Annotated in this window: 26 protein-coding genes; 13 read left to right on the forward strand and 13 right to left on the reverse strand. The window is 60.4% G+C overall.

Going from position 1 to position 24,453, the window contains the following annotated elements; translation table 11 throughout:
* The first annotated feature begins 42 nt into the window (after window positions 1-42).
* Genes rpmH through yihA form a run of 4 tightly spaced genes read left to right on the forward strand, consistent with a single transcriptional unit; the run spans window position 43 to window position 3,052 of the window.
* Window positions 43-180, forward strand: coding sequence for a 50S ribosomal protein L34 (rpmH, locus tag ACIK7D_RS06275; protein ID WP_003493611.1), 138 nt, complete (start codon window positions 43-45; stop codon window positions 178-180).
* A 36-nt stretch (window positions 181-216) separates the two neighbouring features.
* Window positions 217-600: a ribonuclease P protein component gene (rnpA, locus tag ACIK7D_RS06280; protein ID WP_003520031.1), complete on the forward strand. Its 384-nt coding sequence runs from the start codon at window positions 217-219 to the stop codon at window positions 598-600.
* Entirely contained in the window at window positions 600-2,402 is a 1,803-nt protein-coding gene (gene yidC, locus ACIK7D_RS06285) for a membrane protein insertase YidC (protein ID WP_080818031.1), read from the forward strand. Before rnpA ends, yidC begins: the two co-directional genes overlap by 1 nt.
* Complete coding sequence (yihA, locus tag ACIK7D_RS06290) at window positions 2,399-3,052, forward strand: ribosome biogenesis GTP-binding protein YihA/YsxC (RefSeq protein WP_035263945.1); 654 nt, start codon at window positions 2,399-2,401, stop codon at window positions 3,050-3,052. Before yidC ends, yihA begins: the two co-directional genes overlap by 4 nt.
* A gap of 12 nt (window positions 3,053-3,064) precedes the next feature.
* Here the strand turns inward: yihA and ACIK7D_RS06295 are convergent, their stop codons facing one another.
* Window positions 3,065-3,442: a hypothetical protein gene (locus ACIK7D_RS06295; protein WP_020812283.1), complete on the reverse strand. Its 378-nt coding sequence runs from the start codon at window positions 3,440-3,442 to the stop codon at window positions 3,065-3,067.
* A gap of 271 nt (window positions 3,443-3,713) precedes the next feature.
* On the opposite strand from ACIK7D_RS06295, the gene argB reads away from it, so the two are divergent.
* Window positions 3,714-4,598 (forward strand): acetylglutamate kinase, encoded by an 885-nt coding sequence (argB, locus tag ACIK7D_RS06300; protein WP_003503698.1) that lies wholly within the window; start codon window positions 3,714-3,716, stop codon window positions 4,596-4,598.
* 46 nt (window positions 4,599-4,644) lie between these two features.
* Here the strand turns inward: argB and ACIK7D_RS06305 are convergent, their stop codons facing one another.
* Entirely contained in the window at window positions 4,645-5,562 is a 918-nt protein-coding gene (locus ACIK7D_RS06305) for a DMT family transporter (protein WP_137452434.1), read from the reverse strand.
* Window positions 5,563-5,668: 106 nt separating this feature from the next.
* Here ACIK7D_RS06305 and ACIK7D_RS06310 point away from each other — a divergent pair, with 106 nt between their 5' ends.
* Both ACIK7D_RS06310 and ACIK7D_RS06315 read left to right on the forward strand, forming a co-directional pair.
* Complete coding sequence (locus ACIK7D_RS06310) at window positions 5,669-6,382, forward strand: pyrimidine 5'-nucleotidase (protein WP_400155872.1); 714 nt, start codon at window positions 5,669-5,671, stop codon at window positions 6,380-6,382.
* Window positions 6,383-6,482: 100 nt separating this feature from the next.
* Window positions 6,483-7,100 (forward strand): EF-hand domain-containing protein, encoded by a 618-nt coding sequence (locus ACIK7D_RS06315; RefSeq protein WP_080818037.1) that lies wholly within the window; start codon window positions 6,483-6,485, stop codon window positions 7,098-7,100.
* A 41-nt stretch (window positions 7,101-7,141) separates the two neighbouring features.
* Here ACIK7D_RS06315 and ACIK7D_RS06320 read toward each other — a convergent pair whose 3' ends face one another.
* Complete coding sequence (locus ACIK7D_RS06320) at window positions 7,142-7,399, reverse strand: DUF1150 family protein (RefSeq protein ID WP_003520040.1); 258 nt, start codon at window positions 7,397-7,399, stop codon at window positions 7,142-7,144.
* Window positions 7,400-7,455: 56 nt separating this feature from the next.
* Window positions 7,456-7,881, reverse strand: a complete 426-nt coding sequence (locus tag ACIK7D_RS06325; protein ID WP_010970852.1) for an Hsp20 family protein — start codon at window positions 7,879-7,881, stop codon at window positions 7,456-7,458.
* A 206-nt stretch (window positions 7,882-8,087) separates the two neighbouring features.
* Between ACIK7D_RS06325 and ACIK7D_RS06330 the strand changes: the two genes are divergently transcribed.
* The gene (locus ACIK7D_RS06330; protein ID WP_080818038.1) at window positions 8,088-9,032 is read left to right on the forward strand and encodes a nucleoside hydrolase; all 945 of its coding nucleotides are present in this window, start codon (window positions 8,088-8,090) and stop codon (window positions 9,030-9,032) included.
* A 70-nt stretch (window positions 9,033-9,102) separates the two neighbouring features.
* On the opposite strand, the gene ACIK7D_RS06335 is transcribed toward ACIK7D_RS06330, so the two are convergent.
* Together ACIK7D_RS06335 and ACIK7D_RS06340 are read right to left on the reverse strand one after the other, a co-directional pair.
* A complete protein-coding gene (locus ACIK7D_RS06335; protein ID WP_137002811.1) occupies window positions 9,103-11,442 on the reverse strand; it encodes a methyl-accepting chemotaxis protein in 2,340 nt (779 codons plus the stop codon).
* A gap of 166 nt (window positions 11,443-11,608) precedes the next feature.
* Entirely contained in the window at window positions 11,609-12,475 is an 867-nt protein-coding gene (locus ACIK7D_RS06340) for an LOG family protein (protein ID WP_400155873.1), read from the reverse strand.
* Between the two features lie 138 nt (window positions 12,476-12,613).
* Here ACIK7D_RS06340 and dapD point away from each other — a divergent pair, with 138 nt between their 5' ends.
* From dapD to ACIK7D_RS06355, 3 genes are read left to right on the forward strand one after another with little or no spacing between them, the layout of a single operon-like run.
* Window positions 12,614-13,468 (forward strand): 2,3,4,5-tetrahydropyridine-2,6-dicarboxylate N-succinyltransferase, encoded by an 855-nt coding sequence (gene dapD, locus ACIK7D_RS06345; protein ID WP_003520045.1) that lies wholly within the window; start codon window positions 12,614-12,616, stop codon window positions 13,466-13,468.
* A gap of 15 nt (window positions 13,469-13,483) precedes the next feature.
* Window positions 13,484-14,680: a succinyl-diaminopimelate desuccinylase gene (gene dapE / locus ACIK7D_RS06350; protein WP_400155874.1), complete on the forward strand. Its 1,197-nt coding sequence runs from the start codon at window positions 13,484-13,486 to the stop codon at window positions 14,678-14,680.
* Entirely contained in the window at window positions 14,664-15,260 is a 597-nt protein-coding gene (locus tag ACIK7D_RS06355; RefSeq protein ID WP_003520047.1) for a hypothetical protein, read from the forward strand. The genes dapE and ACIK7D_RS06355 overlap by 17 nt, the downstream gene beginning before the upstream one ends.
* A gap of 22 nt (window positions 15,261-15,282) precedes the next feature.
* Here ACIK7D_RS06355 and truA read toward each other — a convergent pair whose 3' ends face one another.
* The 3 genes from truA to def are packed head-to-tail and all read right to left on the reverse strand — an operon-like array spanning window position 15,283 to window position 17,579.
* The gene (gene truA, locus ACIK7D_RS06360; protein WP_400155875.1) at window positions 15,283-16,086 is read right to left on the reverse strand and encodes a tRNA pseudouridine(38-40) synthase TruA; all 804 of its coding nucleotides are present in this window, start codon (window positions 16,084-16,086) and stop codon (window positions 15,283-15,285) included.
* A complete protein-coding gene (fmt, locus tag ACIK7D_RS06365; RefSeq protein ID WP_400155876.1) occupies window positions 16,086-17,021 on the reverse strand; it encodes a methionyl-tRNA formyltransferase in 936 nt (311 codons plus the stop codon). The genes truA and fmt overlap by 1 nt, the downstream gene beginning before the upstream one ends.
* A 45-nt stretch (window positions 17,022-17,066) precedes the next feature.
* On the reverse strand, window positions 17,067-17,579 hold the full coding sequence (gene def, locus ACIK7D_RS06370; protein ID WP_400155877.1) for a peptide deformylase: 513 nt from the start codon (window positions 17,577-17,579) through the stop codon (window positions 17,067-17,069).
* A 148-nt stretch (window positions 17,580-17,727) separates the two neighbouring features.
* On the opposite strand from def, the gene ACIK7D_RS06375 reads away from it, so the two are divergent.
* The gene (locus ACIK7D_RS06375; protein WP_162936737.1) at window positions 17,728-18,921 is read left to right on the forward strand and encodes a DNA recombination protein RmuC; all 1,194 of its coding nucleotides are present in this window, start codon (window positions 17,728-17,730) and stop codon (window positions 18,919-18,921) included.
* Window positions 18,922-18,974: 53 nt separating this feature from the next.
* On the forward strand, window positions 18,975-19,874 hold the full coding sequence (locus tag ACIK7D_RS06380) for a ribokinase (protein ID WP_127756776.1): 900 nt from the start codon (window positions 18,975-18,977) through the stop codon (window positions 19,872-19,874).
* A 12-nt stretch (window positions 19,875-19,886) separates the two neighbouring features.
* Here ACIK7D_RS06380 and trmB read toward each other — a convergent pair whose 3' ends face one another.
* The 4 genes from trmB to lnt form a co-directional block, all read right to left on the reverse strand.
* Entirely contained in the window at window positions 19,887-20,585 is a 699-nt protein-coding gene (gene trmB / locus ACIK7D_RS06385; RefSeq protein ID WP_400155878.1) for a tRNA (guanosine(46)-N7)-methyltransferase TrmB, read from the reverse strand.
* A gap of 171 nt (window positions 20,586-20,756) precedes the next feature.
* Window positions 20,757-22,019: a methionine adenosyltransferase gene (gene metK, locus ACIK7D_RS06390; protein ID WP_003520054.1), complete on the reverse strand. Its 1,263-nt coding sequence runs from the start codon at window positions 22,017-22,019 to the stop codon at window positions 20,757-20,759.
* Between the two features lie 190 nt (window positions 22,020-22,209).
* Entirely contained in the window at window positions 22,210-22,629 is a 420-nt protein-coding gene (locus ACIK7D_RS06395) for a helix-turn-helix domain-containing protein (protein WP_026363797.1), read from the reverse strand.
* A 133-nt stretch (window positions 22,630-22,762) separates the two neighbouring features.
* Entirely contained in the window at window positions 22,763-24,352 is a 1,590-nt protein-coding gene (gene lnt, locus ACIK7D_RS06400) for an apolipoprotein N-acyltransferase (RefSeq protein ID WP_080818052.1), read from the reverse strand.
* Window positions 24,353-24,453 lie beyond the last annotated feature (101 nt).

The following is a 24,453-nucleotide window of genomic DNA, read 5'->3' on the forward strand; positions in this document are numbered from 1 at the left end:
ATTGCAAATTCAAGAAGGGCCGCACACCGCGGTATTAAATAAATGTCGAAGCGTACTTACCAACCGTCCAAGCTTGTCCGCAAGCGTCGCCATGGCTTCCGCGCCCGTATGGCTACCGCTGGCGGCCGCAAGGTTCTCGCAGCCCGCCGTGCGCGCGGCCGCGCTCGTCTTTCGGCTTAATTGCCGCCTCTGTGACCCGGTGAAAGTCGCGGGCACATGAGTAAGACAGGAAAACTGCCCGGCCGGCTTAAAAACCGGTCGGATTTCCTTGCCGTTCAGGCAGGAGAAAAACGGCGGGGAGGCACCTTTCTTCTGGAAGTGCTTGACCGGAAAGCCCCGGAAACCGAGCCTCGCGTCGGTTTTACCGTAACGAAAAGACAAGGCAACGCGGTCGAGCGAAATCGCATGCGCCGCCGTCTCAAGGAAGCCGTCAGGCTTTCTGCCGGATTCGCAATGAAGCCCGGTCATGACTATGTGATTGTCGCCCGCAGGGACGTGCTCGATACGGCCTTCCCGAAACTTCAGTCTCTCCTTAACGAGCGAATTGAAGGAACGGCGAAACCGAAACGGTCCCAGGAGACCCGCTCCAGGAAAGAATGATGGAAAAGAACCGTAATTACTTCATCGCGATAGCCCTTTCGGTTGTCATCGTCCTCGCCTGGCAATTCCTTTACATGAATCCGCGTATCGAGCAGCAGCGCCGCGCCGAAGAGGCCCGCCAGGCGCAGCAGCAGACGACGCAGCAACAGCAGCCGGCGCCGGGTGCAGCACCAGGTGCCGCCGTTGAAGGCGCACCGCCCGCCTCCTCACCGCAGACTGCCGCCACGGCGACCCGCGAAGAGTCGATTGCAAGAACCCAGCGCGTGGCCATCGAGACCAACGCCATCGCCGGCTCGATCAACCTTACCGGCGCCCGCTTCGATGACATCCGGCTCAAGGACTACCATGAGACCGTCGATGACTCGAGCCCGATCATCACGCTGTTCTCGCCCTCCGACACCAAGGACGGCTACTTCACCGAACTCGGTTACGTTGCAGCACAGGAAGTCGGCGGCGTTCCCGGCCCGACCACCGTCTGGACGCTGGCAAGCGGCGACAAGCTGACGGAAACCACCCCGGTCACCCTCACCTACACCAATTCCAAGGGTGTGGTTTTCTCCCGCACGGTTTCGATCGACGAGCATTACATGATCTCGGTCGCCGACAAGGTCGAGAACCCGGGACAGGCTGCGGTCTCCTTCGCCACATACGGTCGCGTGACGCGTAACAACAAGCCAGCGATCCCGCCCGTCTTCGTCATCCATGAAGGCTTTCTTGGCGTTTCGGGCAAAGACGGCAGCCTGACGGAAGAAAAATACAAGGATGTTGAAGAAGCACCGGTAACTATTGCCAAGGCAACCGGCGGCTGGCTCGGCATCACTGACAAATATTGGGCTGCTGCCATCGTTCCGCCGCAGACAACGCCGTTCGAAACCCGCTTTTCGCATATCACCGGCAATCAGCCGAGCTATCAGGCCGATTTCAAGAGCGACACGATGACGGTCGAGCCCGGCCAGTCGATCGAGCTGAAGAGCCTCGTTTTCGCTGGCGCCAAGGAAGTGCCGCTGGTCGATCGTTACGAGACGACCTACGCCATTCCGAAGTTCGACCTTCTGATCGACTGGGGCTGGTTCTACTTCATCACCAAGCCGATGTTCAAACTGATGGATTTCTTCTTCCGTTATTTTGGCAATTTCGGCGTGGCGATCCTGCTTACCACCATCGTCGTCAAGGCGCTCTTCTTCCCGCTCGCCAGCAAGCAATATGCTTCCATGGCGAACATGAAGCGCGTGCAGCCGAAGATGGAAGAGCTGAAGGCCAAGCATGGCGATGACCGCATGGCCATGCAGCAGGCGATGATGCAGCTCTACAAGGAAGAGAAGATCAACCCGGTTGCCGGCTGCTGGCCGATGCTGCTGCAGATCCCGGTCTTCTTCGCGCTCTACAAGGTCATCTACGTCACCATCGAAATGCGGCATGCGCCGTTCTTCGGCTGGATTCACGACCTTTCCGCGCCCGATCCGACGTCGCTGTTCAACCTCTTCGGCCTTCTGCCTTACGACGTGCCGCACTTCCTGATGATCGGTGTCTGGCCGCTTGTCATGGGCATCACCATGTTCCTGCAGATGCGCATGAACCCGACTCCGCCCGATCCGACGCAGGCGATGATCTTCAACTGGATGCCGCTGATCTTCACCTTCATGCTGGCCTCCTTCCCGGCCGGTTTGGTCATCTACTGGGCATGGAACAATACGCTGTCCATCACCCAGCAGGCCGTCATCATGAAGCGCCAGGGCGCCAAGATCGAGCTGTTCGACAACATCAAGGGGCTGTTCAAGCGAAAGCCGGTGCAATCGAAATGAGTGAGACCGGCACGGCAACCGAAAAGCCCCTGTTCGGGCGACCCTGGATTTTCATTCGCGGCGTTCCCGCAATGAAATTCCTGCCGCCCGAAGGCCCGCCGGAGATTGCCTTCGCCGGTCGTTCGAATGTCGGCAAGTCCTCGCTCATCAATGCGCTGGTGGGCCATAAGGGGCTCGCCCGCACATCCAATACGCCCGGACGCACGCAGGAACTCAACTATTTCGTTCCGGATGGTTATTCCGGCGAAGCGGGCGATCTGCCTCCGATGGCGCTGGTTGACATGCCCGGTTATGGTTATGCGCAGGCCCCCAAGGATCAGGTCGACGCCTGGACCAAGCTCGTCTTCGATTATCTGCGCGGCCGTGCGACCCTGAAGCGCGTTTACGTGCTGATCGATTCCCGCCACGGCGTGAAAAAGAATGACGAGGAGGTTCTGACCCTGCTCGACAAGGCGGCCGTTTCCTATCAGATCGTGCTGACGAAAACGGACAAGATCAAGGATGCCGGCGTTCCGCGTCTGATCGGCGAAACGCTGGAGAAAATCCGCAAGCGTCCCGCCGCCTATCCGGAAGTTCTCGCCACATCCTCGGAAAAATCATTCGGGCTGGATAGCCTGCGGGCCGAGATCGTCAGAACGATCTCTCTTTGAGAGGCACGCCTCTCAGGCGATGGTGAAAAGCAGAACGGCGGTCCAGAGCGTCGCCGTCAACGCCAGTAGGCGCCAGAAGCGCACGGAATGCCAGACCTCCGAAAGCATGGCTGCGAACATGCTGCCACCCCGCAGCGGCTGGCCCCTGAAAGGCAGGCCGGAGCGGCTTGGGTCCCGCTCCAGCAGCGCGGCGACGGTCGCGTTTTCGCGATATTCGGTTTCCGCCAGATTGTCCCGCCAGCGCCTGACCATGGCCGCGAACTGGCGGTCGCGTTTGACGCGCTTGGCAAGCTCCGCCATGCTTTCCGGCGGCAGGGCACCCAGCACATATTCGCCCGCAAGGACTTCATCCCGCAAACCGCTTTGCTTGTCTCGATCGGGTGCCGTCATGTGGTCTCGCGCTCCTCGGTCGTTCAGGTCAGCATCGCTCCCGCGGCGCGCGACATCCCATATCGCCCTGAATTAACCCCTCCCCTTTCCCCTGCAAGGCTGGTCCCATTGGGCCTTTATGTCAATCGCATTACAGCGTTGGGACAGCCAAAAAAAAGAAATTTGACCGCTGCCGACACAATAAGGCCAGGAGGTTATTTCATCCGTCAAAGACTTGCTTTAGAGCGGTGACAGGCTTTCAACGGCCGCAACCACAGACCGAGGTTTTTAGATGACGTCTTCCGAAAGCGAAACTCAGGCGCGGCTGCTCGCACAGGCTCTGCCTTTCATGCAGAAATACGAGAACAAGACCATCGTGGTGAAATATGGCGGCCACGCCATGGGGGATTCCACGCTCGGCAAGGCTTTCGCGGAAGACATCGCCCTTTTGAAGCAATCGGGCATTAACCCCATCGTCGTGCATGGCGGCGGCCCGCAGATCGGCGCGATGCTGACCAAGATGGGCATCGAATCGAAATTCGAGGGCGGCCTGCGCGTCACTGACGCCAAGACGGTCGAGATCGTCGAAATGGTTCTGGCCGGCTCGATCAACAAGGAAATCGTCGCCCTCATCAACCAGACGGGCGAATGGGCGATCGGCCTGTGCGGCAAGGACGGCAACATGGTCTTCGCCGAAAAGGCGAAAAAGACCGTCATCGATCCCGACAGCAATATCGAACGTGTGCTCGATCTCGGCTTCGTCGGCGAAGTCACCGAAGTCGACCGCACCCTGCTCGACCTCCTCGCCAAGTCGGAAATGATCCCGGTCATCGCCCCGGTCGCGCCTGGCCGCGATGGCGCCACCTACAATATCAACGCCGATACCTTCGCCGGCGCGATTGCGGGTGCGCTTCACGCCTCGCGTCTGCTGTTTCTCACCGACGTTCCCGGCGTTCTCGACAAGAACAAGGAACTCATCAAGGAACTTACCGTCTCGCAGGCGCGTGCGCTCATCAAGGACGGCACGATTTCCGGTGGTATGATCCCGAAGGTCGAGACCTGCATCGACGCTATCAAGGCCGGTGTTCAGGGCGTGGTGATCCTCAACGGCAAGACGCCCCACTCCGTCCTTCTGGAAATCTTCACGGAAGGCGCCGGCACGCTCATCGTGCCCTGATAGGCTTCATGTGGCGGACGGCAAGCCTGTCCGCCACGACAGGCATTCAGCCGAATGCCAGCAGCGACAGCACACCCACGACAATCAGCAGGCAGCCGGACAGTTCGAGCCGGTTGATCTTCTCCTTGAAGAAAAGCACGGTCGAGGCGAAGGCGAAAAGCATCTCAACCTGCGCCAATGCCTTCACCACGGCGGCCTGCTGCAGGGTCATCGCCGTGAACCAGCCGAACGAGGCCGTAGCGCCCACGAAACCGACCGCAAGCGACGGTTTCCACACCCTGGCGATCCGCCGCAACTCTTCCCGCTCGCGCCAGACGATCCACAGGAACATCGAAACCGTCTGCATGACGATGACGACAACGAGGGTAAAACCTGCCTGCATCATCGCGTCCGGAGCGGGAAGGCTCGGCGCAAGCGCGAGCGATGCCGATCGATAGGCGACCGATGAGAGGCCGAAGAAAGCGCCCGAGGCAAGGCCGATACCCGCCGTCCGGCTGAAGATCGAGGTGAAGAAGGAAGCGGGCGTGACTTCCGTGCGCGCCACCGAAATCAGCATGACGCCGGCGACCGAGATGGCGATGGCCGCCAATGTGCCGCCATTGACGCTTTCACCGATGAAGATAAGCGCGAATAGTGCCGCCTGCGCCGGTTCTGTGCGGGAATAGGCCGTTCCAACCGCGAAGTTGCGAAACGAGAACAGGTGCACCAGCAGGAAGGTGGCGGCAATCTGCGCCATGGCGCCGACCGTCGCCCACACGGCAAAGGACATGTTCGGCACCGGCAGAGGGCGACCGAGCCCGAAATGCAGGAAAGCAAGATAAGCGAGAGCGAAAGGCATGCCGAACACGAAGCGCACGAAAGTCGCGCCCGTGGTGCCCATCATGCCCTTGAGGTGCTTCTGCAGGGTCGAGCGCAGGTTCTGCAAGAACGCGCTTGCGAAAGTGATGCCTATCCAGAGTTCCATGGCCTTGGCGGTATCATGGGCCGGAGGCCGCAGCCAAGCCCGATTTTCTGATCAATCGTCGTCTTTTCGATTTTCTCCGGCCTTCGAAACGGGCATAAAGCAGGCCATGGACACAAAGCTGAAAAACCTGCCCGAAGCCGCCGATTTCGACCATGTGAGCGAATGGGTCTTCGATCTCGACAACACGCTCTATCCCCATCACATCAATCTGTTTTCGCAGATCGACCGTAACATGACGGCCTATGTGGCGGAGCTTCTGAAGCTCGATCCCGACGAGGCCCGGGCACTGCAGAAGCGCTATTATCATGACCACGGCACGACGCTTCAGGGGCTGATGATCCATTACGGCATCAGCCCGGACGAGTTTCTGGAACGCGCCCATGCCATCGATTATTCGGCGCTGAAACCGCATCCGGAACTCGGTGAGGCAATCAAGGCTTTGCCGGGCCGCAAATTCATCCTTACCAACGGCAGCGTCAAACATGCGCAGGCCGCCGCCCGTGCGCTCGGCATTCTCGATCATTTCGAGGATATTTTCGATATCGTCGCCGCGGGCTATCTGCCGAAACCGGCCAGCGCGACCTATGAGAAGTTTGCGGCGCTTGCGAAACTCGACACGCAAAAAGCCGCCATGTTCGAGGATTTGCCGCGCAATCTCGCGGCGCCCAAGGCGCTCGGCATGAAGACCGTTCTGCTCGTCCCCGCCAATCTCGAGGGCATCATCATGGAACGCTGGGAAATCCCCGCCGCGACGGACGCGCATATCGACTACATCACCGACGACCTGACCGGCTTCCTGACGAAAACTATCACCAGCTGAGCAGCGAACATTACCGAAGCTTCATCCACCTTACGGATGTTTAAGTGGTGAGGCGAATTGGACGTCACTATCTTCTCTTCAGGGACACCAAAGAAAGGTAATGACGATGACCACACGAAAAATCGCCCTGTCTGCTCTTGGCGCAGCCCTTTTGATCGGCACGGCCGCGACGGCAAGCTTTGCCGCCCCGCCCGCTCCGGGTAAAGGCCATGGCGAGCGCATGCCGATCCGCCAGGAGGCGGCCTTCGTTCACCTGCTGAAGGTGGCTGACACCAACAAGGACGGCAAGATTTCCAAGGAGGAATTCGCCGCCCGTCAGGACACGCTCTTCACAGAGATCGACAAGGACAAGGACGGCTCGATCACGCCGAAGGAAATGCGCGAGTATCGCCAGGCGAAGATGGAAGCTTTCCGCGCCGCCAATCCCCGTCCCGAGCGTGAGGACGCCAAAGCCGAAGACGGCAAGGGCCCCGAGGGCAAGCGCGCCGAAAGACATGCCGAGCGCGAACATGGCGGCCGTTTCGGCCATCAGGGCTGGGGCAAGCATGGCGGCAAGGGCGCAGGTTTCGCGCTGATCCGCTGGGCCGATACCGACGAGAACGGTCAGGTCAGCAAGGCCGAATTCACCGCCGCCGGCGAAAAGATGTTCGAACGGCTGGACAAGAACAAGGACGGCGTCATCTCCATCGACGACATGCCGGACCGCCCGTTCCTTTAACCCGCTCAAGAAAAAGCCCGCTCAAAAGCGGGCTTTTTTCTTCAATGCAGGCTGACGGTCTGGAGATCGTCTTCGGCAGCCTTGAAAAACGTACTGGACCGGTTGTCCGTCAGGAGGATCGGTGTACCATCTGCACCGAACAGCGCCCAAAGGTCCAATTGCGGATCGAGATCGGGCGCTTCCGGGAAACAGCGGCTGACGTCTTCCGCGCGGATCTTGCGGATATATCCCACTTCTCCTTCGCCGATATGGGCGAGCTGGGATTGGGTGAGACGCGCATGCGCTTCTTTCAACAGCATATTTCAGCCTCCTTCTTCACGCCGAGCGATTCGTGTCGGATTCCGGCGTTCACGTTCTACTCTGAGACGGAAATATTAATTTTCTTCACCACGTTTGAAATTTCCGGCCGGACCAGATCGATGGAAAGAAGGCCGTTGCGCAGGCGCGCTTCCCTGACCTGCATGCCATCGGCAAGCACGAAAACCCGCTGGAACTGGCGCGCCGCGATGCCGCGATAGAGAAAATCGCGTTTCTCCTGTTCCTGCTGGCGTCCGCGAATGACGAGCTGATTATCGGCCGTCGTCACATCCAGATCGTCCTGCGAAAAACCGGCAACCGCGATGGTGATGCGCAGGCGTTCCGGCACGTCTTCCCCACCGGGCAGGCGCTCAATGTTGTAGGGAGGATAGCCGTCATTGGCCTTCGCCATGCGCTCCAGCGTTTTTTCCATGGCATCAAAACCCAGCAGAAGCGGGTGGGTGAATGGCGTCATGCGGCTCATGTCTCTTTTGTCCTTGCAACCAAGCGACGTTTCGCGGTCCCGCTTCCGGCAACCTCGCCGGTCAATCGCACCGGCCCCTGCAATATGGGAAGCACAACCGCAATACGCAAGACGCGGCGACGAGCAAAGGGGACACCGGGGAATGAGGCTTGACAAGTGAGCATCCGCCGCTCGAAAAAAGCGCTCATCTCAACGGCGGGCAAGACATGGCAGAACGCAGAAAAATCATTATCGACACCGATCCTGGCCAGGACGACGCGGCGGCAATCATGCTCGCCTTCGCAAGCCCGGAGGAAATCGACATTCTCGGATTGTGCGCCGTCGCCGGCAACGTTCCGCTGAAGCTGACCAGCCGCAACATCCGCATCATCAGCGAATTGTGCGGCCGCACCGATATTCCCGTCTATGAGGGCGCCGAGAAGCCGCTGGTGCGCAAGCCCATCACCGCCGAGCACGTTCACGGCAGCACCGGCCTCGACGGCCCGGTTCTCGATGAGCCGACCATGGAAGCGCAAAAGCAGCACGCGGTCGATTTCATCATCGAAACGCTGATGCGGGAACCCTCAGGCACCGTAACGCTCTGCACGCTCGGCGCGCTGACCAATGTGGCGCTGGCGCTCCTGAAGGCGCCTGAGATCGCCGACCGCGTCAAGGAACTGGTGATGATGGGCGGCGGCTTCTTCGAGGGCGGCAACATCACACCGGCGGCGGAATTCAACATCTATGTCGACCCGCAGGCCGCCGATATCGTTTTCCGCTCCGGCATGCCGATCGTCATGATGCCGCTCGACGTCACCCATCAGTTGCTGACGACCAAGGCTCGGGTCAGCCGCATTCGCGACATTGGCACACGGCCGGCCATCGCCATGGCGGAAATGCTGGAATTCTTCGAGCGTTTCGACATCGAAAAATATGGCTCGGATGGCGGCCCGCTGCATGATCCGACCGTCATTGCCTATCTCGTCAAACCCGAACTGTTTCAGGGTCGCGAGTGCAATGTCGAAATCGAGGTCCATTCGGAACTCACCATGGGCATGACCGTGGTGGACTGGTGGAATGTTACCGAACGGCCCGCCAATGCCCGCGTGATGCGCAATGTGGATGCCGACGGTTTCTTCGAATTGCTGACGGAACGTTTCGCCCGTCTGTGACGGAAGCGGACATGAAAAAGGGCCGCTGGCGATACCAGCGGCCCTTTTCATTTGAGGCGGAAATGGCGCGTCAGAACTCCGTCCAGTCATCCTGCGCCAAAGCGTTTGCACCGTTGGTTCTCGGGCGCGCGCGGGGGGTAGCGGCACGTGCAGGTGCGTGTGCCTGCGCCGGGGCGGCGGGTGCGCGCATTGCCGCCGCCGTGGCGCGCAACTGCTGGCTGGAATGGTCGCCGGAGACGGAGAAGCCGGCAACGAGCGATTTCAGCGTTTCGGCTTCGCTGTTCAGCGTTACGCTGGCCGCCGTGGTTTCCTCCACCATCGCCGCATTCTGCTGGGTAACCTGGTCCATCTGCGTGACGGCGGAATTGATCTCCTTGAGGCCGACCGCCTGTTCACTGGCGGAGGCGGAAATCTGCCGTATCAGCTGGTTGATCTGCAGGACCTGATCGGCGATCTTTTTCATCGTCTCACCGGCCTTGCCGACCAGCTGGACGCCCTCGCCCACCTGCATGGCCGAGGTGTTGATGAGGCCCTTGATCTCCTTGGCGGCGGTGGCGGACCGCTGCGCCAGTTCGCGGACTTCCTGGGCGACGACGGCAAAGCCCTTGCCGGCATCACCCGCACGCGCGGCTTCCACGCCCGCATTCAGCGCCAGAAGGTTGGTCTGGAAGGCGATCTCGTCGATAACCCCGATGATGCGCGAGATTTCGGCCGAGGATTGCGCGATGCCTTCCATGGAGCTCACGGCCTGCTGCACGACCTCACCCGACTTGCCCGCGTCGTCGCAGGCATGGCTGACGGCTCCGGCCGCCTCTGCGGCGTTTTCCGCGCTGGAATTGACCTGCGCGGTCAGCTCATTGAGGGCGGCGGCGGTTTCTTCCAGGCTTGCGGCCTGCTGTTCCGTTCGGTGCGAAAGATCGCTGGCGGCGCGGGTGATCTCACCTGTGCCGTTGCCGATGCTGACGACGGTTGCGTTGACGGTGGAAACCGTTTCCTCGAGGCTCGCAAGCGCCGAGTTGAAGTCCTCGCGCAGCTTCGCATATTCGCCGGGGAACTCGTCCTCGATACGGTAGGTGAGATTGCCCTGCGAAAGCGCATTGAGGCCAGCACCCAGCACGCCGACAATGTGCTGCTGCATGCGGCTGTTTTCAGTACGCTCGGATTCCGAGCGCTGGCGCGCCGTTTCCGCGTGACCACGCTGGGCCTCGGCTTCGGCCTCCATCTCGCGGATGCCGGCAAGCTTCGCGCGGAAACCTTCAAGCGCGGTAGCAACGGCGCCCGTCTCATCCCGGCGCTCCTGTCCGGAAACCGGCACATCATAGCGACCGTCGCTCAGCGTTCTGACGTCGGAAACCAGCGAGGCGAGCGGATTGCGGACGAAATGACGCACGGCGAAATAAAGCGCGGTGATGACGGCGGCGAGAATGACGATCGCGCCGATGATCATCATGTAGGTCTGTTCCTGAACCGGTGCGTTCAGGGCCTGATGGGGAATATCCACCAGCACCACCCAGGTCGCGTTGAGGCCCGGAACGGCGAAGGGATAGACGAGACGGTTATAGGGCGCGTCCGTATCGAGGCCGAGATTTTCGATGAGGCCCTGCTTGCCGGAGGTGATTGCCGCCTGAACGGTGCTTGCACCGTCTCCGTCATAGGCTTTCATATTCTGCGCGGGCGTCGGCGGCACCAGCCACTGGCCGCCCTGCGAAACGAGCGTCACGCGGCCGGTCTCGAAAGGATGCAGCGCCTGCAGCTTCTGCGACAGCGAGGCCAGGGAGATATCGACACCCGCCACGCCGATCATCTTGCCGTCCGACATGACCGGATAGGCAAGCGAAGTCATGGTTGTGGGTACTTCCGTGCCTTCTGCGAGATAGGGCTGTGTGATAGCGCCCTTGCCGGATTTGGAAGCGAGCGCATACCATTCCGCCGCATAGTCATTCTTGAAGGTCGAGAACTGGATGTCGCCCTTCTGGGTCTTCGACCAATAAGGCGCAAACGCACCGTTTTCATTGGTGCCGAGATCGAGCCTGCCCGCAATCTCCTTGCTCTGCCCGTCAAAGAGACCGAGCTGCTCACAGAACCAGCTTCCGAAAGCAAAGGCATTCTGCTCGACATTGGCCTTGAGGATGTTGACGATGCCGGGGCGATCCATCGATTTCGCCTGATGCGCACGGCCGATGACGCCGGCCATGGAGCGCGCGGCGCTGCCGAGTTCACCAACATCGGCGGCGATGACGTTGGCGATGGCGCGCGCTTCGGTATTGGCCTGATCCATGGTCAGCGCGTGCACACGCTCACTCGTCTGGGAAATGAGGAAAGAATTCGATGCAACGAGAACCGTGGTGATGGCGCAGCCGGTTACGAGGATCAGCTTGGTCGCAAGCGACTTCACTTGGAAATTGAACATTTTGGCCTCGATCAAATCGCCCGCCCGAAAAGGCTGACGTCAACGGATGATAAATCTCCGTCATGGAGGCCCGTCCACAGGGGACAGTGCGCTGCAGCGCGACGGGGCAAAATTATAAGAAGATTGCTAATTAAGCCCTAAAATTACTTCGTCGCGCCAAGCATAATCAGTGTTCGTAGTGGGCCGAGATGATTTTCCATGCATCGTCGGCCGTTTCGGCGAAATGCAGAAGATTCATATCTTCAGGCGCGATGGTGCCGAAATCCGCCAGGAATTCGAAATTGATCACCGATCGCCAGAATTTCTCGCCGAACAGGATGAGCGGAATGGGCTCCATGCGTTTCGTCTGGATGAGCGTCAAGGCCTCGAACAATTCGTCCAGCGTGCCGAAGCCGCCCGGGAAGATCACCACAGCCTTCGCCCGCATCAGGAAATGCATCTTGCGAATGGCGAAATAGTGGAAGTTGAAGCTCAGTTCCGGCGTCACATAGGGGTTCGGCGCCTGCTCGTGTGGCAGGACGATGTTGAGGCCGATGGACGGGCCGCCGGCATCGGCAGCGCCGCGATTGCCCGCTTCCATGACACCGGGACCGCCGCCGGTGACCACGACATATTCGAGGTGGTCGGATTTCGCGGCATAGTCGGTGCAGAGACGGGCGAATTTACGCGCCTCGTCATAATAGACCGAGGATTGCTCCAGATTGCGCTTCTGCGTCTCGTTGCGCGCCGCCCAAGCCTCGCCGCCGGGTTCGGGAATGCGGGCGCCGCCGAACATGACGACGGTGGATTTGATCCCGCGCTCGGCCAGCGCCATCTCCGTCTTCAGCAGTTCCAATTGAAGCCTGACGGGGCGCAATTCCTCGCGGCAGAGAAAATCCATGTCCACATAGGCGAGGCGATAGGACGGGGAATCCGACTGCGGTGTTTTTTGAACGACCTCGGCCTGCTGCTTGTCCACGGCACTGCGCTTCAAGGGGTCCCATACCCCGTCCTTGCGCCGCAACTTGCCGTTTTTCAGTCGTGTCATTTCCATGCCTTTCGTCTGACGCGCCAAATCACCCAAATCACATTGACGCCTTTCCAACACTCCCTTAGATCAAATGACCAAAGCCTTCCAGCGGCGCGGGACCATCCGTGACCACGAACACCACGCGACTTTAAGGAATTTTCCATGAGCCTTACGGATCTCACCTCTCTCGAAACCATCATCGAAACCGCCTTCGACAACCGCGATGGTGTGAACGTATCGACGAAGGGCGAGGTTCGCGACGCCGTGGACACATCTCTTCAACTTCTCGACAGCGGCAAGGCACGCGTGGCCGAAAAGCAGGCTGACGGAAGCTGGAAGGTGAACCAGTGGCTGAAAAAGGCCGTGCTGCTCTCCTTCCGCCTGAACGACATGGAAATCGTGACCGGCGGACCGGGCGAATCCACCTGGTGGGACAAGGTGCCGTCGAAGTTCGAAAACTGGGGTGAAAACCAGTTCCGCGCCGCCGGTTTCCGCGCCGTGCCGAACGCCGTGGTGCGCCGCTCCGCCTATGTCGCCAAGAACGTCGTGTTGATGCCCTCCTTCGTCAATCTCGGCGCCTATGTCGATGAAGGCACGATGGTCGACACCTGGGCGACCGTCGGCTCCTGCGCGCAGATCGGCAAGAATGTGCACCTCTCCGGCGGCGTCGGCATCGGCGGCGTTCTGGAGCCCTTGCAGGCGGGCCCGACGATCATCGAGGACAATTGCTTTATCGGCGCCCGTTCGGAAGTCGTGGAAGGCTGCATCGTGCGTGAAGGCGCGGTTCTCGGCATGGGCGTCTTCATCGGCAAGTCCACCAAGATCGTCGACCGCGCCACCGGCGAGATCACCTATGGCGAAGTGCCGCCCTATTCCGTCGTCGTTGCCGGCACCATGCCGGGCAAGCCTTTCCCGAACGGCGAACCGGGCCCGAGCCTCTATTGCGCCGTCATCGTCAAGCGCGTCGATGAAAAGACCCGTTCCAAGACCGGCATCAACGAGCTTCTGCGCGACTGATATAAAGCGACTGCCATGACCACGACCGATCCAGTTGCCAATCTCGCCGCCCTCATCCGTTGCCCTTCGGTGACGCCTGCGGAAGGCGGCGCGCTTTCCCTGCTCAACACCCTGCTTTCACCGCTAGGTTTCCAGGTGGACAGGATGGTGGCGAGCGAGGCGGGAACGCCTGACGTGGAGAACCTTTACGCCCGGCTCGGCACCGAGGGTCCGCATCTGATGTTTGCGGGCCATACGGATGTCGTTCCCGTGGGCGACGAGGCCGCATGGAGCCATCCGCCTTTTGCGGCCGAAATCGCTGGCGGCGAAATGTTCGGTCGCGGTGCGGTGGATATGAAGGGCGGCATCGCCTGTTTCGTTGCCGCCATTGCCCGCCATATCGAAAAACACGGCAAGCCGCAGGGCTCCGTCTCTTTCCTGATTACAGGAGATGAGGAAGGCCCGTCGATCAACGGCACCTCCAAGCTGCTGGAATGGGCGGCCGCCAAGGGCGAGACATGGGACGCCTGTGTGGTTGGCGAGCCGACCAATCCCGACCAGCTTGGCGACATGATCAAGATCGGCCGCCGGGGATCGCTCTCCGGCCGCATCACGGTCCATGGCGTGCAGGGCCATGCCGCCTATCCGCATCTCGCCGACAATCCCATTCGCGGTCTGCTGCAACTGACTCATGCGCTGATGCATCCGCCCTTCGATCATGGCACCGACAATTTCCAGCCCTCCAATCTGGAAGTAACGACCGTCGATACCGGCAATGCCGCCACCAATGTGATCCCGGCGCGGGCGACGGCCTCCTTCAACATCCGTTTCAACGATACGTGGACTGCAGAGAGCCTGCGCGCGGAAATCATCCGCCGCCTCGATGCCGCCGCGGCGGAAGGCGAACTTCGCCCCGACCGTGCACCGGTGAAATACGATATCGTCTGGGCCGACCGCCCGGCCCATGTCTTTCTTACCCGGAACAATGCCCTCATCTCGTCGCTTTCCGGCGCGGTGGAGGCCGTGACGGGTAAGGAACCGAAGCTTTCGACCACCGGCGGCACCTCGGATGCGCGTTTCATCAAGGATTATTGCCCGGTGGTGGAATTCGGCCTCGTCGGACAGACCATGCATATGGTCGATGAGCGTGTGGCCGTTGCCGATCTCGAGACGCTGACGCGCATTTACGAGACCTTTATCGAACGCTGGTTCGCCCATGCCGACGGCAAGTGAAATAAGGCTTTATCTGACGGGCCTTTGGCTTCTGCTGCTCGGCGACCATAATGGTGCGCGATATCTGGACCTCTCCGAACGCGGCATGTGGCGGTCCTTCTATTCCGCCCTCTGGTGCCTGCCGGCCATGCTGGTTTCCTGGCTGTGGCTGCGCGCCGCCTTCCTCGCCAGCTATCCGCCCGGCACCGGAACGGGCTTCATCTTTTTCTTCCGTCTGGCGATGGTCGAGGCCATCTGCTGGATCGTGCCGCTGCTGTTGATCGGCATGCTGCTGTTTGCCTTCGGCGCACGGGAAAAATTCGCGCCGCTCGTCACCACCATGAACTGGCTGTCGCTGCCATTTTCCTATGCCTATGCGGTTCTGATCCTGATCGCATTCTTCCTGCCGCCCTTGCAGGGGCTGATCGCCATTCTCTGGCTGGCGCTGCTTCTGTCGCTGGTCTTTGCCTTCTCGCGAATTGTGCGGTTCTTCATCCGCGACCAGTCGCTGCTCGTCTCGGCCATCGTCATGACGCTGCTGGTGCCCGGCATGCTTCTGTCGGAAGCGCTGCAGCGTTTTCTCGGCGTTTATCCGGCCTGAGAAGCGGCGTGGGTTTTCACGGTCAGTCCGCGTCCTCAGCCATATCGGCTTCAGGGTACCTGCGACGCGGCGGAATGACGTCGGGATAATCGACCTGCATGAAATAGAGACCGTCCGGCGGTGCGACCGGGCCGCAGGCCTTGCGATCGCGCGCCTCCAGCGCGGCGCGCACATCCCCCGGCGTCATCGTGCCTTCGCCCGCCAGTTTCAGCGTGCCCGCGAAAGAACGGATCTGGTTATGCAGGAAGCTCTGCGCCGTCGCACGTATCTCGATGAGATCGCCGGTGCGCGTCACATCCAGCCGGTCGAGCGTGCGCACGGGGCTGTTCGCCTGACAATGCACGGAGCGGAAGGTGGTGAAATCATGCCGGCCGACGAGCATCTGGGCCGCTTCATGCATGCGCTCATGGTCCATGTCCTTCGACACCCACCATGCCCGCTTGTGCTCCAGCGCCAGCCGGGCCTTCCGGCAGATGATGCGGTAAAGGTAGTGCCGACGAAGGGCGGAAAACCGGGCGTCGAAATCTTCGGTCACGGAAGCGGCATCGAGGACGGCCACGGCTTCGCCCGCCATGGCGAGATGCGCATTGAGGGCATTGCGCAGCTTGTAGGGCTCCCAGTCTCGGGAAAGATCGACGTGGACGACCTGCCCGACGGCATGCACGCCGGAATCAGTGCGGCCCGCACCGCGAATGGAGACGCTCTCCCCCGTCAGTGAACGAACCGCAGCCTCCAGCGCACCCTGAACCGAGGGGCCGTTATCCTGTCTCTGCCAGCCATAATAGGGCGTGCCGTCATATTCGACGGTCATGCGGAAACGTGGCATCAGCCGAGCCTCGTTGTGGTCGGAACCGGTGTGCCGCGCACGAAATCGGCAGCCGACATCGGCTTGCCGCCCGCCTTTTGCAGACGGGTGAGCCGCACGGCGCCGCTGCCGCAGGCAATGGTAAGGGCGTCATCGAGCGCCGCGCCCGCTTCTCCCATGCCGCTTGCCAGTTCGGAGGCCAGAACCTTCACGCGTTCCGCCTTGCCGCCGATGTCCATTTCCAGCCATGCGCCGGGAAATGGCGAAAGGCCGCGAATGTGATTATGCACGTCCTGCGCCGGCCTCGAAAAATCGATGCGGGTCTCGCCCTTGTCGATCTTCGCGGCGTAGAGAACGCCTTCTTCCGCCTGCGTGACGAGCGGCAGGTCGCCGGATTCCAGCTTGTCCATAGCCTGCCGCATCAGCCGCGCGCCTGTTAGCATCAGGCTGTCATGCAGCTCGCCGGCTGTCATGTTCTCGCTAATCGCGACTTTCGCGGTTAGCGCGACGGGGCCGGTATCGAGCCCCTTTTCCATTTTCATGACCATCATGCCCGTTTCGGCATCGCCGGCCATGATGGCCCGCTGGATGGGGGCAGCGCCGCGCCAGCGCGGCAGCAGCGAGGCGTGACCATTATAACAGCCAAGGCGCGTGCCGCTGAGGATCGCTTCCGGCAGCAGCAGCCCGTAAGCCACGACAACCGCCACATCGGCATTGAAATCCCGAAACTTCTGGCGATCTTCATCTGCCTTGAAGTTCACCGGCGTCAGTACGGGCAGGCCCAGCAGTTCGGCGGCCTGATGCACCGGGGACTTCTGCAGATCGAGGCCACGACGGCCGCCGGGACGCGGCGGCTGGGTGTAGATCGCAGCGATCTCGTGGCCGACCTCCACCAGTGCACGCAGGGTGGGAACGGAAAATTCCGGCGTACCCATAAAAATGATGCGAAGAGCCATCGTCGCCCCCTGCCCTGTCGTCCATTCCGGTCCAGAGAGGACGGATCAGATCTTTGCGCGGGCCGCTTTCGTGAATTTCTTGATGACCATGTCGCGCTTCAGCCGCGAAATATGGTCGATGAAGAGAACGCCGTTCAGGTGATCGATCTCGTGCTGCAGGCAGGTGGCGAGCAGGCCATCCGCCTCGACCGTCTGCTGCTTGCCGTCACGGCCGACATATTGCACCGTGAGCGACGCGGGACGCTCCACCTCGGCGTAATAATCAGGGATGGAGAGGCAACCTTCCTCATAGGTCGAGACATCGTCCGACACCTTGACGATTTCCGGATTGATGAAGACGATCGGGGTCTTTTCCTCGCCCTCGCGCGCAACGTCGATCACCAGCATGCGGCGCGCCACGCCGATCTGAATGGCGGCGAGGCCGATACCCGGCGCATCATACATGGTTTCCAGCATGTCGTCGGCAAGACGCAGCACCTCGGCATCCACCTTTTCGATGGGTTTCGATTGCTGGCGCAGCACGGGATCGGGCAAAATGATAAGCGGTTTGATGGTCATGGCTTCCCATAACGTATCTCTTGCGCGGAGGAAATAAAAAACACGAGGTTCAAACCGCCTCCGGCATCCGCCCCGCCCGACTCAATTCCGCCGCAGGAATGTTCTTGTTTTGATCTTCCGAATCACAAGAAACCTGCTAGATTTAATCATGAGCATAGATTTCTCCGTTCTCCTCGATCCCGCGCTGCGGGCCGGCTCCGTCGACATCAGCTTCGGCGCGCTGCTCGCGGCTCTGGTTTTCGGTCTGGTCGCCACCTGGCTGGTGACGGCGAGCCGTGGGAAAAAAGCGGGAGCCGACGGCGAAATCTCCGACCTCCTGAAAACACAGTCCGAACTGCATGGCCGCATCGCCGCCATGGCGGAAACGCTCGGCACCCGCCAGACCGAGATGAGCCAGACGCTGAACCAGCGCCTCGACGGCATGTCGCAGCGCCTTGGCGAAACACTGACGGAGCAGACCCGGTCGACGCATGAGAATCTGAGCCGCCTGCAGGAGCGCCTCGCGGTCATCGACGCCGCGCAGGGCAATATTCAGGATCTGGCCAAGGACGTCGTCGGGCTGCAGGCCATTCTTTCCAACAAACAGACGCGCGGCGCCTTCGGACAGGCGCGCATGGAGACGCTGATTGCCGATGCGCTTCCGGCCGGGGCCTTCCAGTTGCAGCCGACGCTTTCGAACGGTTACCGGCCGGACTGCACCATCAAGATGCCCAACAATGCCCCACCGCTCGTCATCGACGCCAAGTTTCCGCTGGAGGCGTGGAATGCCATCAAGGCGGACGAGACGCCCGAAACCAAACGCGCCGCCGTGCAGCAGTTCCGCCGCGATATGGAAGTGCATATTCGCGATGTGGCCGAGAAATACCTCATCCGCGGCGAGACGCAGGATACGGCCTTCATCTTCGTGCCGTCCGAATCGATCTTCGCCGATATCCACCAGCATTTCGAATATCTGGTGCAACGCGCTCACCGCGCCCGTGTCGTCATCGTTTCGCCATCGCTTCTGATGCTGTCGGTACAGGTCATCCAGTCCGTGCTCAAGGATCAGCGCATGCGCGAGCAGGCGCATCTCATTCAGGGCGAAGTCGCCCTTCTCATGGACGATGTGCGGCGACTGGACGACCGGACGCGCAAGCTGCAGGCCCATTTTGGACTGGCCCAAAAAGATATCGACATGATGCTGATCTCCTCCGACAAGGTGCTGGCGCGCGGTCAGAAAATCGAAGGTCTCGATTTTTCACCGACGGAAAAAGAGACTTCGCATGGGGAAATCGAGCAGGCCCGACGCTTTGCCGAGAACAGGGCGGGAACGGCAAAGTTGCGGGTGGTTGACGACGAGTGATCCGCTCGGGCAAAGTCGCCGCCTTGCTTGAATTCTATACGGATACGCCCTCCATGATTACTGTTTTTGGCTCCATCAACATGGACCTCGTCGCCACCGCCAAACGCCTGCCCAAGCCCGGTGAGACCGTGACGGGCGAGACCTTCTCCACGGCCGCCGGCGGCAAGGGAGCCAACCAGGCGCTGGCCGCACGGCGTGCGGGCGCCACGGTCAAGATGGCAGGGGCTGCGGGCGATGACACCTTTGCCGCGCCGGCGCTGACATTGCTGCGCGACGCCGGCACCGACCTCTCACTGGTGAAGACCACGCCCGGCCCTACGGGGACGGCAGTGATCCTTATCGGCGAAGGCGGGGAAAACATGATCTCGGTCATTCCCGCCGCCAATGGTGAAGTCTCCGCATCCGACGCCGCGAAAGCCCTGGCGGAAATGTCGGCGGGCGATATTTTGATGCTGCAGTTCGAGATACCCGCGTCCGCTATCGAAGCGGCGCTGACGGCTGCGAAGGCAAAGCGCGTCACCACCGTCATCAATACCGCGCCACTGACCGCCGATGGGCCGCGCCTTGCGGGCCTTGCCGATATCGTCATAGCCAACGAAACCGAGTTCGAATTGTTGCTCGGAAAGAACGGCCTTTCCGGTTCTGAGCGGGAAAACGAACTGAAAGCCCTGCATGACAGGACCGGCCAGACATTGATCGTGACGCTTGGCGCCGATGGTGTGATCGCGATGCGCAACGGCAAGGTTTTCCGGGCTTCCGGCCTCAAGATCGAGCCGGTCGATACGGTCGGTGCGGGCGATACCTTCTGCGGCTATCTCGCCGCCAGCCTCGATCAGGGAATGGATTTCGAGAAGGCGCTGAAGCGCGCCGCCGTCGCAGGTTCGCTCGCCTGCACCCGCGCCGGCGCCCAGCCTTCCATTCCGCTGGCAGCGGAAGTGGATGCGGCCCTCTGAGGGATCAGCCGCTCAACGGCGAATGAAGGTGAGATAGGCCGAGCTGCGGCCTTCTCTTTTCGCCTTGTTCTCATAACGCGTGCCCGGCCAGTTGGCGTAGGGCGTGCGCCAGTCATCGGCGCTCGTCGCCGTCCATTCGAAGCCGCCATGGCGGGCGCAATGCTGCAGCGTCCAGTTGACGTAGGTATCGATATCGGAAGCGAAGCAGAACTTTCCGCCGGGTTTCAGCACACGATGGAAGCGGGCAAGGTTGACGTCTGAAACAAAACGACGCTTCCAGTGCTTCTTCTTCGGCCACGGGTCAGGATAGAGAAGATCGATATGATCGATCGATCCCTCGGGCAACCAGTCCAGCAATTGCGTCGCATCATCGTCGTAAAGGCGGATATTCATCAACTCGCGTTCGTGCACGGCGGCGAGCAGCTTGGCCATGGAATTGACGAAGGGTTCCACGCCGATGAAACCCGTCTCCGGGTTTTCAACCGCGCGGTGGGCGAGATGCTCGCCCCCGCCAAAACCGATCTCCAGGCGGATCGATCGCACATCCGCGGGAAAAAGAGCGGCGAGATTGTGCGGCGGGGCGCTTTCCAGATCGATTTTCAGCAAAGGCAACAGGTTCTCGATTGTATCGACCTGCTGATTGCGCAAGGGCTTGCCCTTGCGTCTGCCAAAAAAAGCTTCCGTCGCGCGCGAACGCCGTTCTTCCGTCATCTCATACTCTCAAGAACAAATAGACTTAACCCGCACAGCGCCACATGAGGCGCTGTGCGGGTTACAAAAGTTGGTGACGGTATCTCTCAATCGCCGTCAAATAACAAGCGCCATATCTGGTTGACGCATTTTCCGGACGTAAAACCGCTACGCAGTTTTACTGGAAATGCTTCAAGCGCTCAAAGCTTCCTTGAGCGGCTTCACCAGATCGAGCTTCTCCCAGGAGAAGGAGCCGTCACGGCCAGCCTTGCGGCCGAAATGGCCGTAGGAAGACGTCTTGGCGTAGATCGGCTTGTTAAGATCGAGATGACGGCGAATGCCCGACGGCGAAAGGTCCATGACCTTACGGATCGCGGCCTCGACCTGATCTTCGCTGACCTTGCCGGTGCCATGCAGATCGACATAGATCGACAGCGGCTGGGCGATGCCGATTGCGTAGGAAATCTGGATCGTGCAGCGCTCGGCAAGACCGGCAGCCACGACGTTCTTGGCGAGATAACGGGCGGCATAGGCGGCGGAACGGTCGACCTTGGTCGTGTCCTTGCCGGAGAATGCACCGCCGCCATGGGGCGCAGCGCCGCCATAGGTGTCGACGATGATCTTGCGACCCGTCAGGCCGGCGTCACCATCGGGACCGCCGATGACGAACTTGCCGGTCGGGTTGATATACCACTGGCAATCGTCAGCGATCTTCAGGTCGCCCAGAGCTTCGCGGATATAGGGCTCGACAACGGCGCGAACCTTCTTCGAATCCCAGCTTGCATCGAGATGCTGCGTGGACAGAACGATGGATACGGCTTCCGCCGCCTTGCCGTCGACGTAACGAACCGTGACCTGACTCTTGGCGTCGGGGCCGAGCTTTGCCGCTTCGCCTTCGCCGCTTTTACGGGCGGTGGCGAGCAGCTGCAGGATACGGTGGGAATAATAGATCGGAGCCGGCATGAGGTCCGGCGTTTCCTTGCAGGCGTAACCGAACATGATGCCCTGGTCGCCGGCGCCCTCGTCGCCCTGCTTGTCGGAGGCGTTGTCCACGCCCTGCGCGATATCAGCCGACTGCGGATGCAGGAGAACGTCGATCTTGGCGGTCTTCCAGTGGAAACCATCCTGCTCGTAGCCGATGTCGCGGATCGCCTTGCGGGCGGCGGACTTGAACTTCGAGGGGTTGATGACCGGATGGCCAGCGGCGTCCTTGAGAACCTTGCCGTCCTTGTCCTTCTTCAGAAGCGTATCGGGAACCCGAACCTCACCGGCGATAACGACGCGGTTGGTCGTCGCAAGCGTTTCGCATGCGATGCGCACGGTCCAGGGATCAACGCCCGTCTTGGACGCTTCACGATAGATGAGATCCACGATTTCATCGGAAATACGGTCACAAACCTTGTCCGGATGACCCTCGGCCACGGACTCGCTGGTGAACAGATAATTGGCACGCATGCGGGATTCCCCTCAAAGAACGGTCTTGGAGTTTGTTAGTCATTTCGGCCGTGAAAAACAAGGACACAACCACATAAATATATCTTTATGTGAGAATTCCTTTCTAATCGCGCACAAAAAAACGGTCCTTGCGGACCGTTGAGTGCCCGGCATCCCGTGCCGGAAATTTTCTGCGTCGCGCGGGTTGCGCTTACTCAGCGTCACCCTCGGCGGCGAGCGCCTTGACGAGATCGACAAGGCGGCGGCGAACCTTCGGGTCGGCGATCTTCACGAAGGCGCGGTTCAGTTGCAGACCTTCAGCCGAGGACAGAAAGTCGACCACGTAATTGGAGCTCGACGCTTCCGCCATGCCGGTCGTACCGCCGACCTGATCGCCGGGTGCATCTTCGAAGAAAAAGGAAACAGGCACATTGAGGATCGCGGAAATGTTCTGGAGGCGGCTGGCGCCAACGCGGTTCGTGCCTTTTTCATATTTCTGGATTTGCTGAAAGGTAATTCCGAGACTTTCACCCAGCTTCTCCTGGCTCATTCCGAGCATGGTTCTGCGAAGGCGAATTCGGCTTCCGACATGAATGTCGATGGGGTTAGGCTTTTTCTTATTCTCGGTCATCATGCGGTCCTGACACTCGGAAAGGGTTGATATCTCGCTTCATTACTATTCGAAGAAATGAGTCGGCAATTCGACAGCGTCTAAACTTGTTTTACGACTGACGTATTCACTATGCAATTACAGGGGTTCCCGGTCAATTCTGGCGCCGAGCGAAACTCAAGGCGGGAAATACCGCAACGATCATCAAGATAGAAAAAATCAACCAGAAATACGTCCGATGTGTGTCGTAAGTAAATGCGTCGTTTGACCCACCACTCAAAGTGGCGTCAACAATTCCCACCCGACCGTAATCGAGCCCCGCAATAATGCGGCCATAGGGATCTATGACGGCGGAAATTCCGGTATTGGCACCGCGAATCACCGGCACGCCCGTCTCAACGGCCCGGACCCTCGCCTGCAGAAAATGCTGATAGGGGCCGGGCGTGTCGCCGAACCAGCCATCATTGGTCACATTCAGGATAGCGGCCGAGCCGGCCAGCCCCGGCGTCATCTCACCCGGAAAAATGATCTCGTAACAGATGAGAGGATAAAAGGTCTTGCCCGAGGGAAGCGTGAGCGGCGTGCGCGAGGAAGCGGCGGAAAAGCCCCCCGGCAGGGCGATGACATTGTCGATGCCGAATTCCCGCAGGATACCTTCAAAGGGAACATATTCACCAAAGGGGGTCAGATGCACCTTGTCGGTCGCGCCGATGATCTCGCCCTGGCTGTCGATCGCATAGACCGAATTGTAATAACGCGGCGGGCGGCCGGCTCCCTGATCTTCCATTCTGACGGCGCCGGTGAACAGCACCTGTCCATCCTCCAGCGTTTTGGCGATTTCCGCCAGAGCATCCGGGTTTTGCGTCAGAATGAACGGCACGGAGGTTTCGGGCCAGACGATGATATCGGGGCGCTTTTTCCCTTCGCCGGGCGGCAGAGCAGAGAGCCGCAGATGCTCACCAAAAATCTCCGCCCTGTCCGCGTTCAGCATCTTGCGTGACTGATCGATGGAAGGCTGCACGATCCGAACGGTCAGTGCGTCCGCTGGCACCTCCGCCGGCGTCTGGAGACGGTAAAAGCCATAGCCGAAATGGCCGGCCAGCAGCAGCCCCGCCACGGCGAGACCCGGCCACATGCCTTTTTTCGTGCCTGTCAGCGCGGGCGAGGCGAAGATGAAAACCGCAAGCGTCGTTATGCTGAAAAGGCCAAGCAGATGTGCCGACTGCATCATGATCGGGATGGGCATGATGCCGTAGCCGATGGCGTTCCACGGAAAGCCGGTGGCCAGGAAGCTGCGCAGCCATTCCGAAAAGCCGAAGGCGGCAGCAAGTGCAGCGATACGGCCGAGGCCCTCGGACCAGAGGAGATTGGCTGCGGCAACCGCAAAACCGTAGAACAACGCCAGAAAAGCGGGAAGGCCAAGAATGGCGAGCGGCAGCGCCCAGGCGAATTCATCGGCCTCCAGCAGGAGAGCATTGCCGAGCCACCACAGGCCCGCGACGAAGTAACCGAGCCCGAAACACCAGCCGATGCCGAAAGCCGGAAGGATGCGGCTGAAGAGGCCGCCGCCCGGCTTACCGGTGCAGCCATCCACGAGCCAGACAAGCAGGGTGAAAGAGAAAAACAGCGCCGCGAAAAAGCCGAATGGAGGCAAAGCGAGCGCCCCGACCGCACCTGCGGCAATCGCCATAACTGCGCGGCTCATGCCGCCGGCCAGCATTACCCTGCCTGCAAGACGCTCCATGCCATCTCCGTTTATGCGCGTCCGGAAAAGCCCGCAGCCGACAAGGCCGCGCCACGGAATTTCCCCTCAGACCCGACGTAAAGGAAAAAAGATTCGCAGTC

Source organism: Agrobacterium sp. P15N1-A, from assembly GCF_044626815.1.
Taxonomy (GTDB): Bacteria; Pseudomonadota; Alphaproteobacteria; order Rhizobiales; family Rhizobiaceae; genus Agrobacterium; species Agrobacterium leguminum.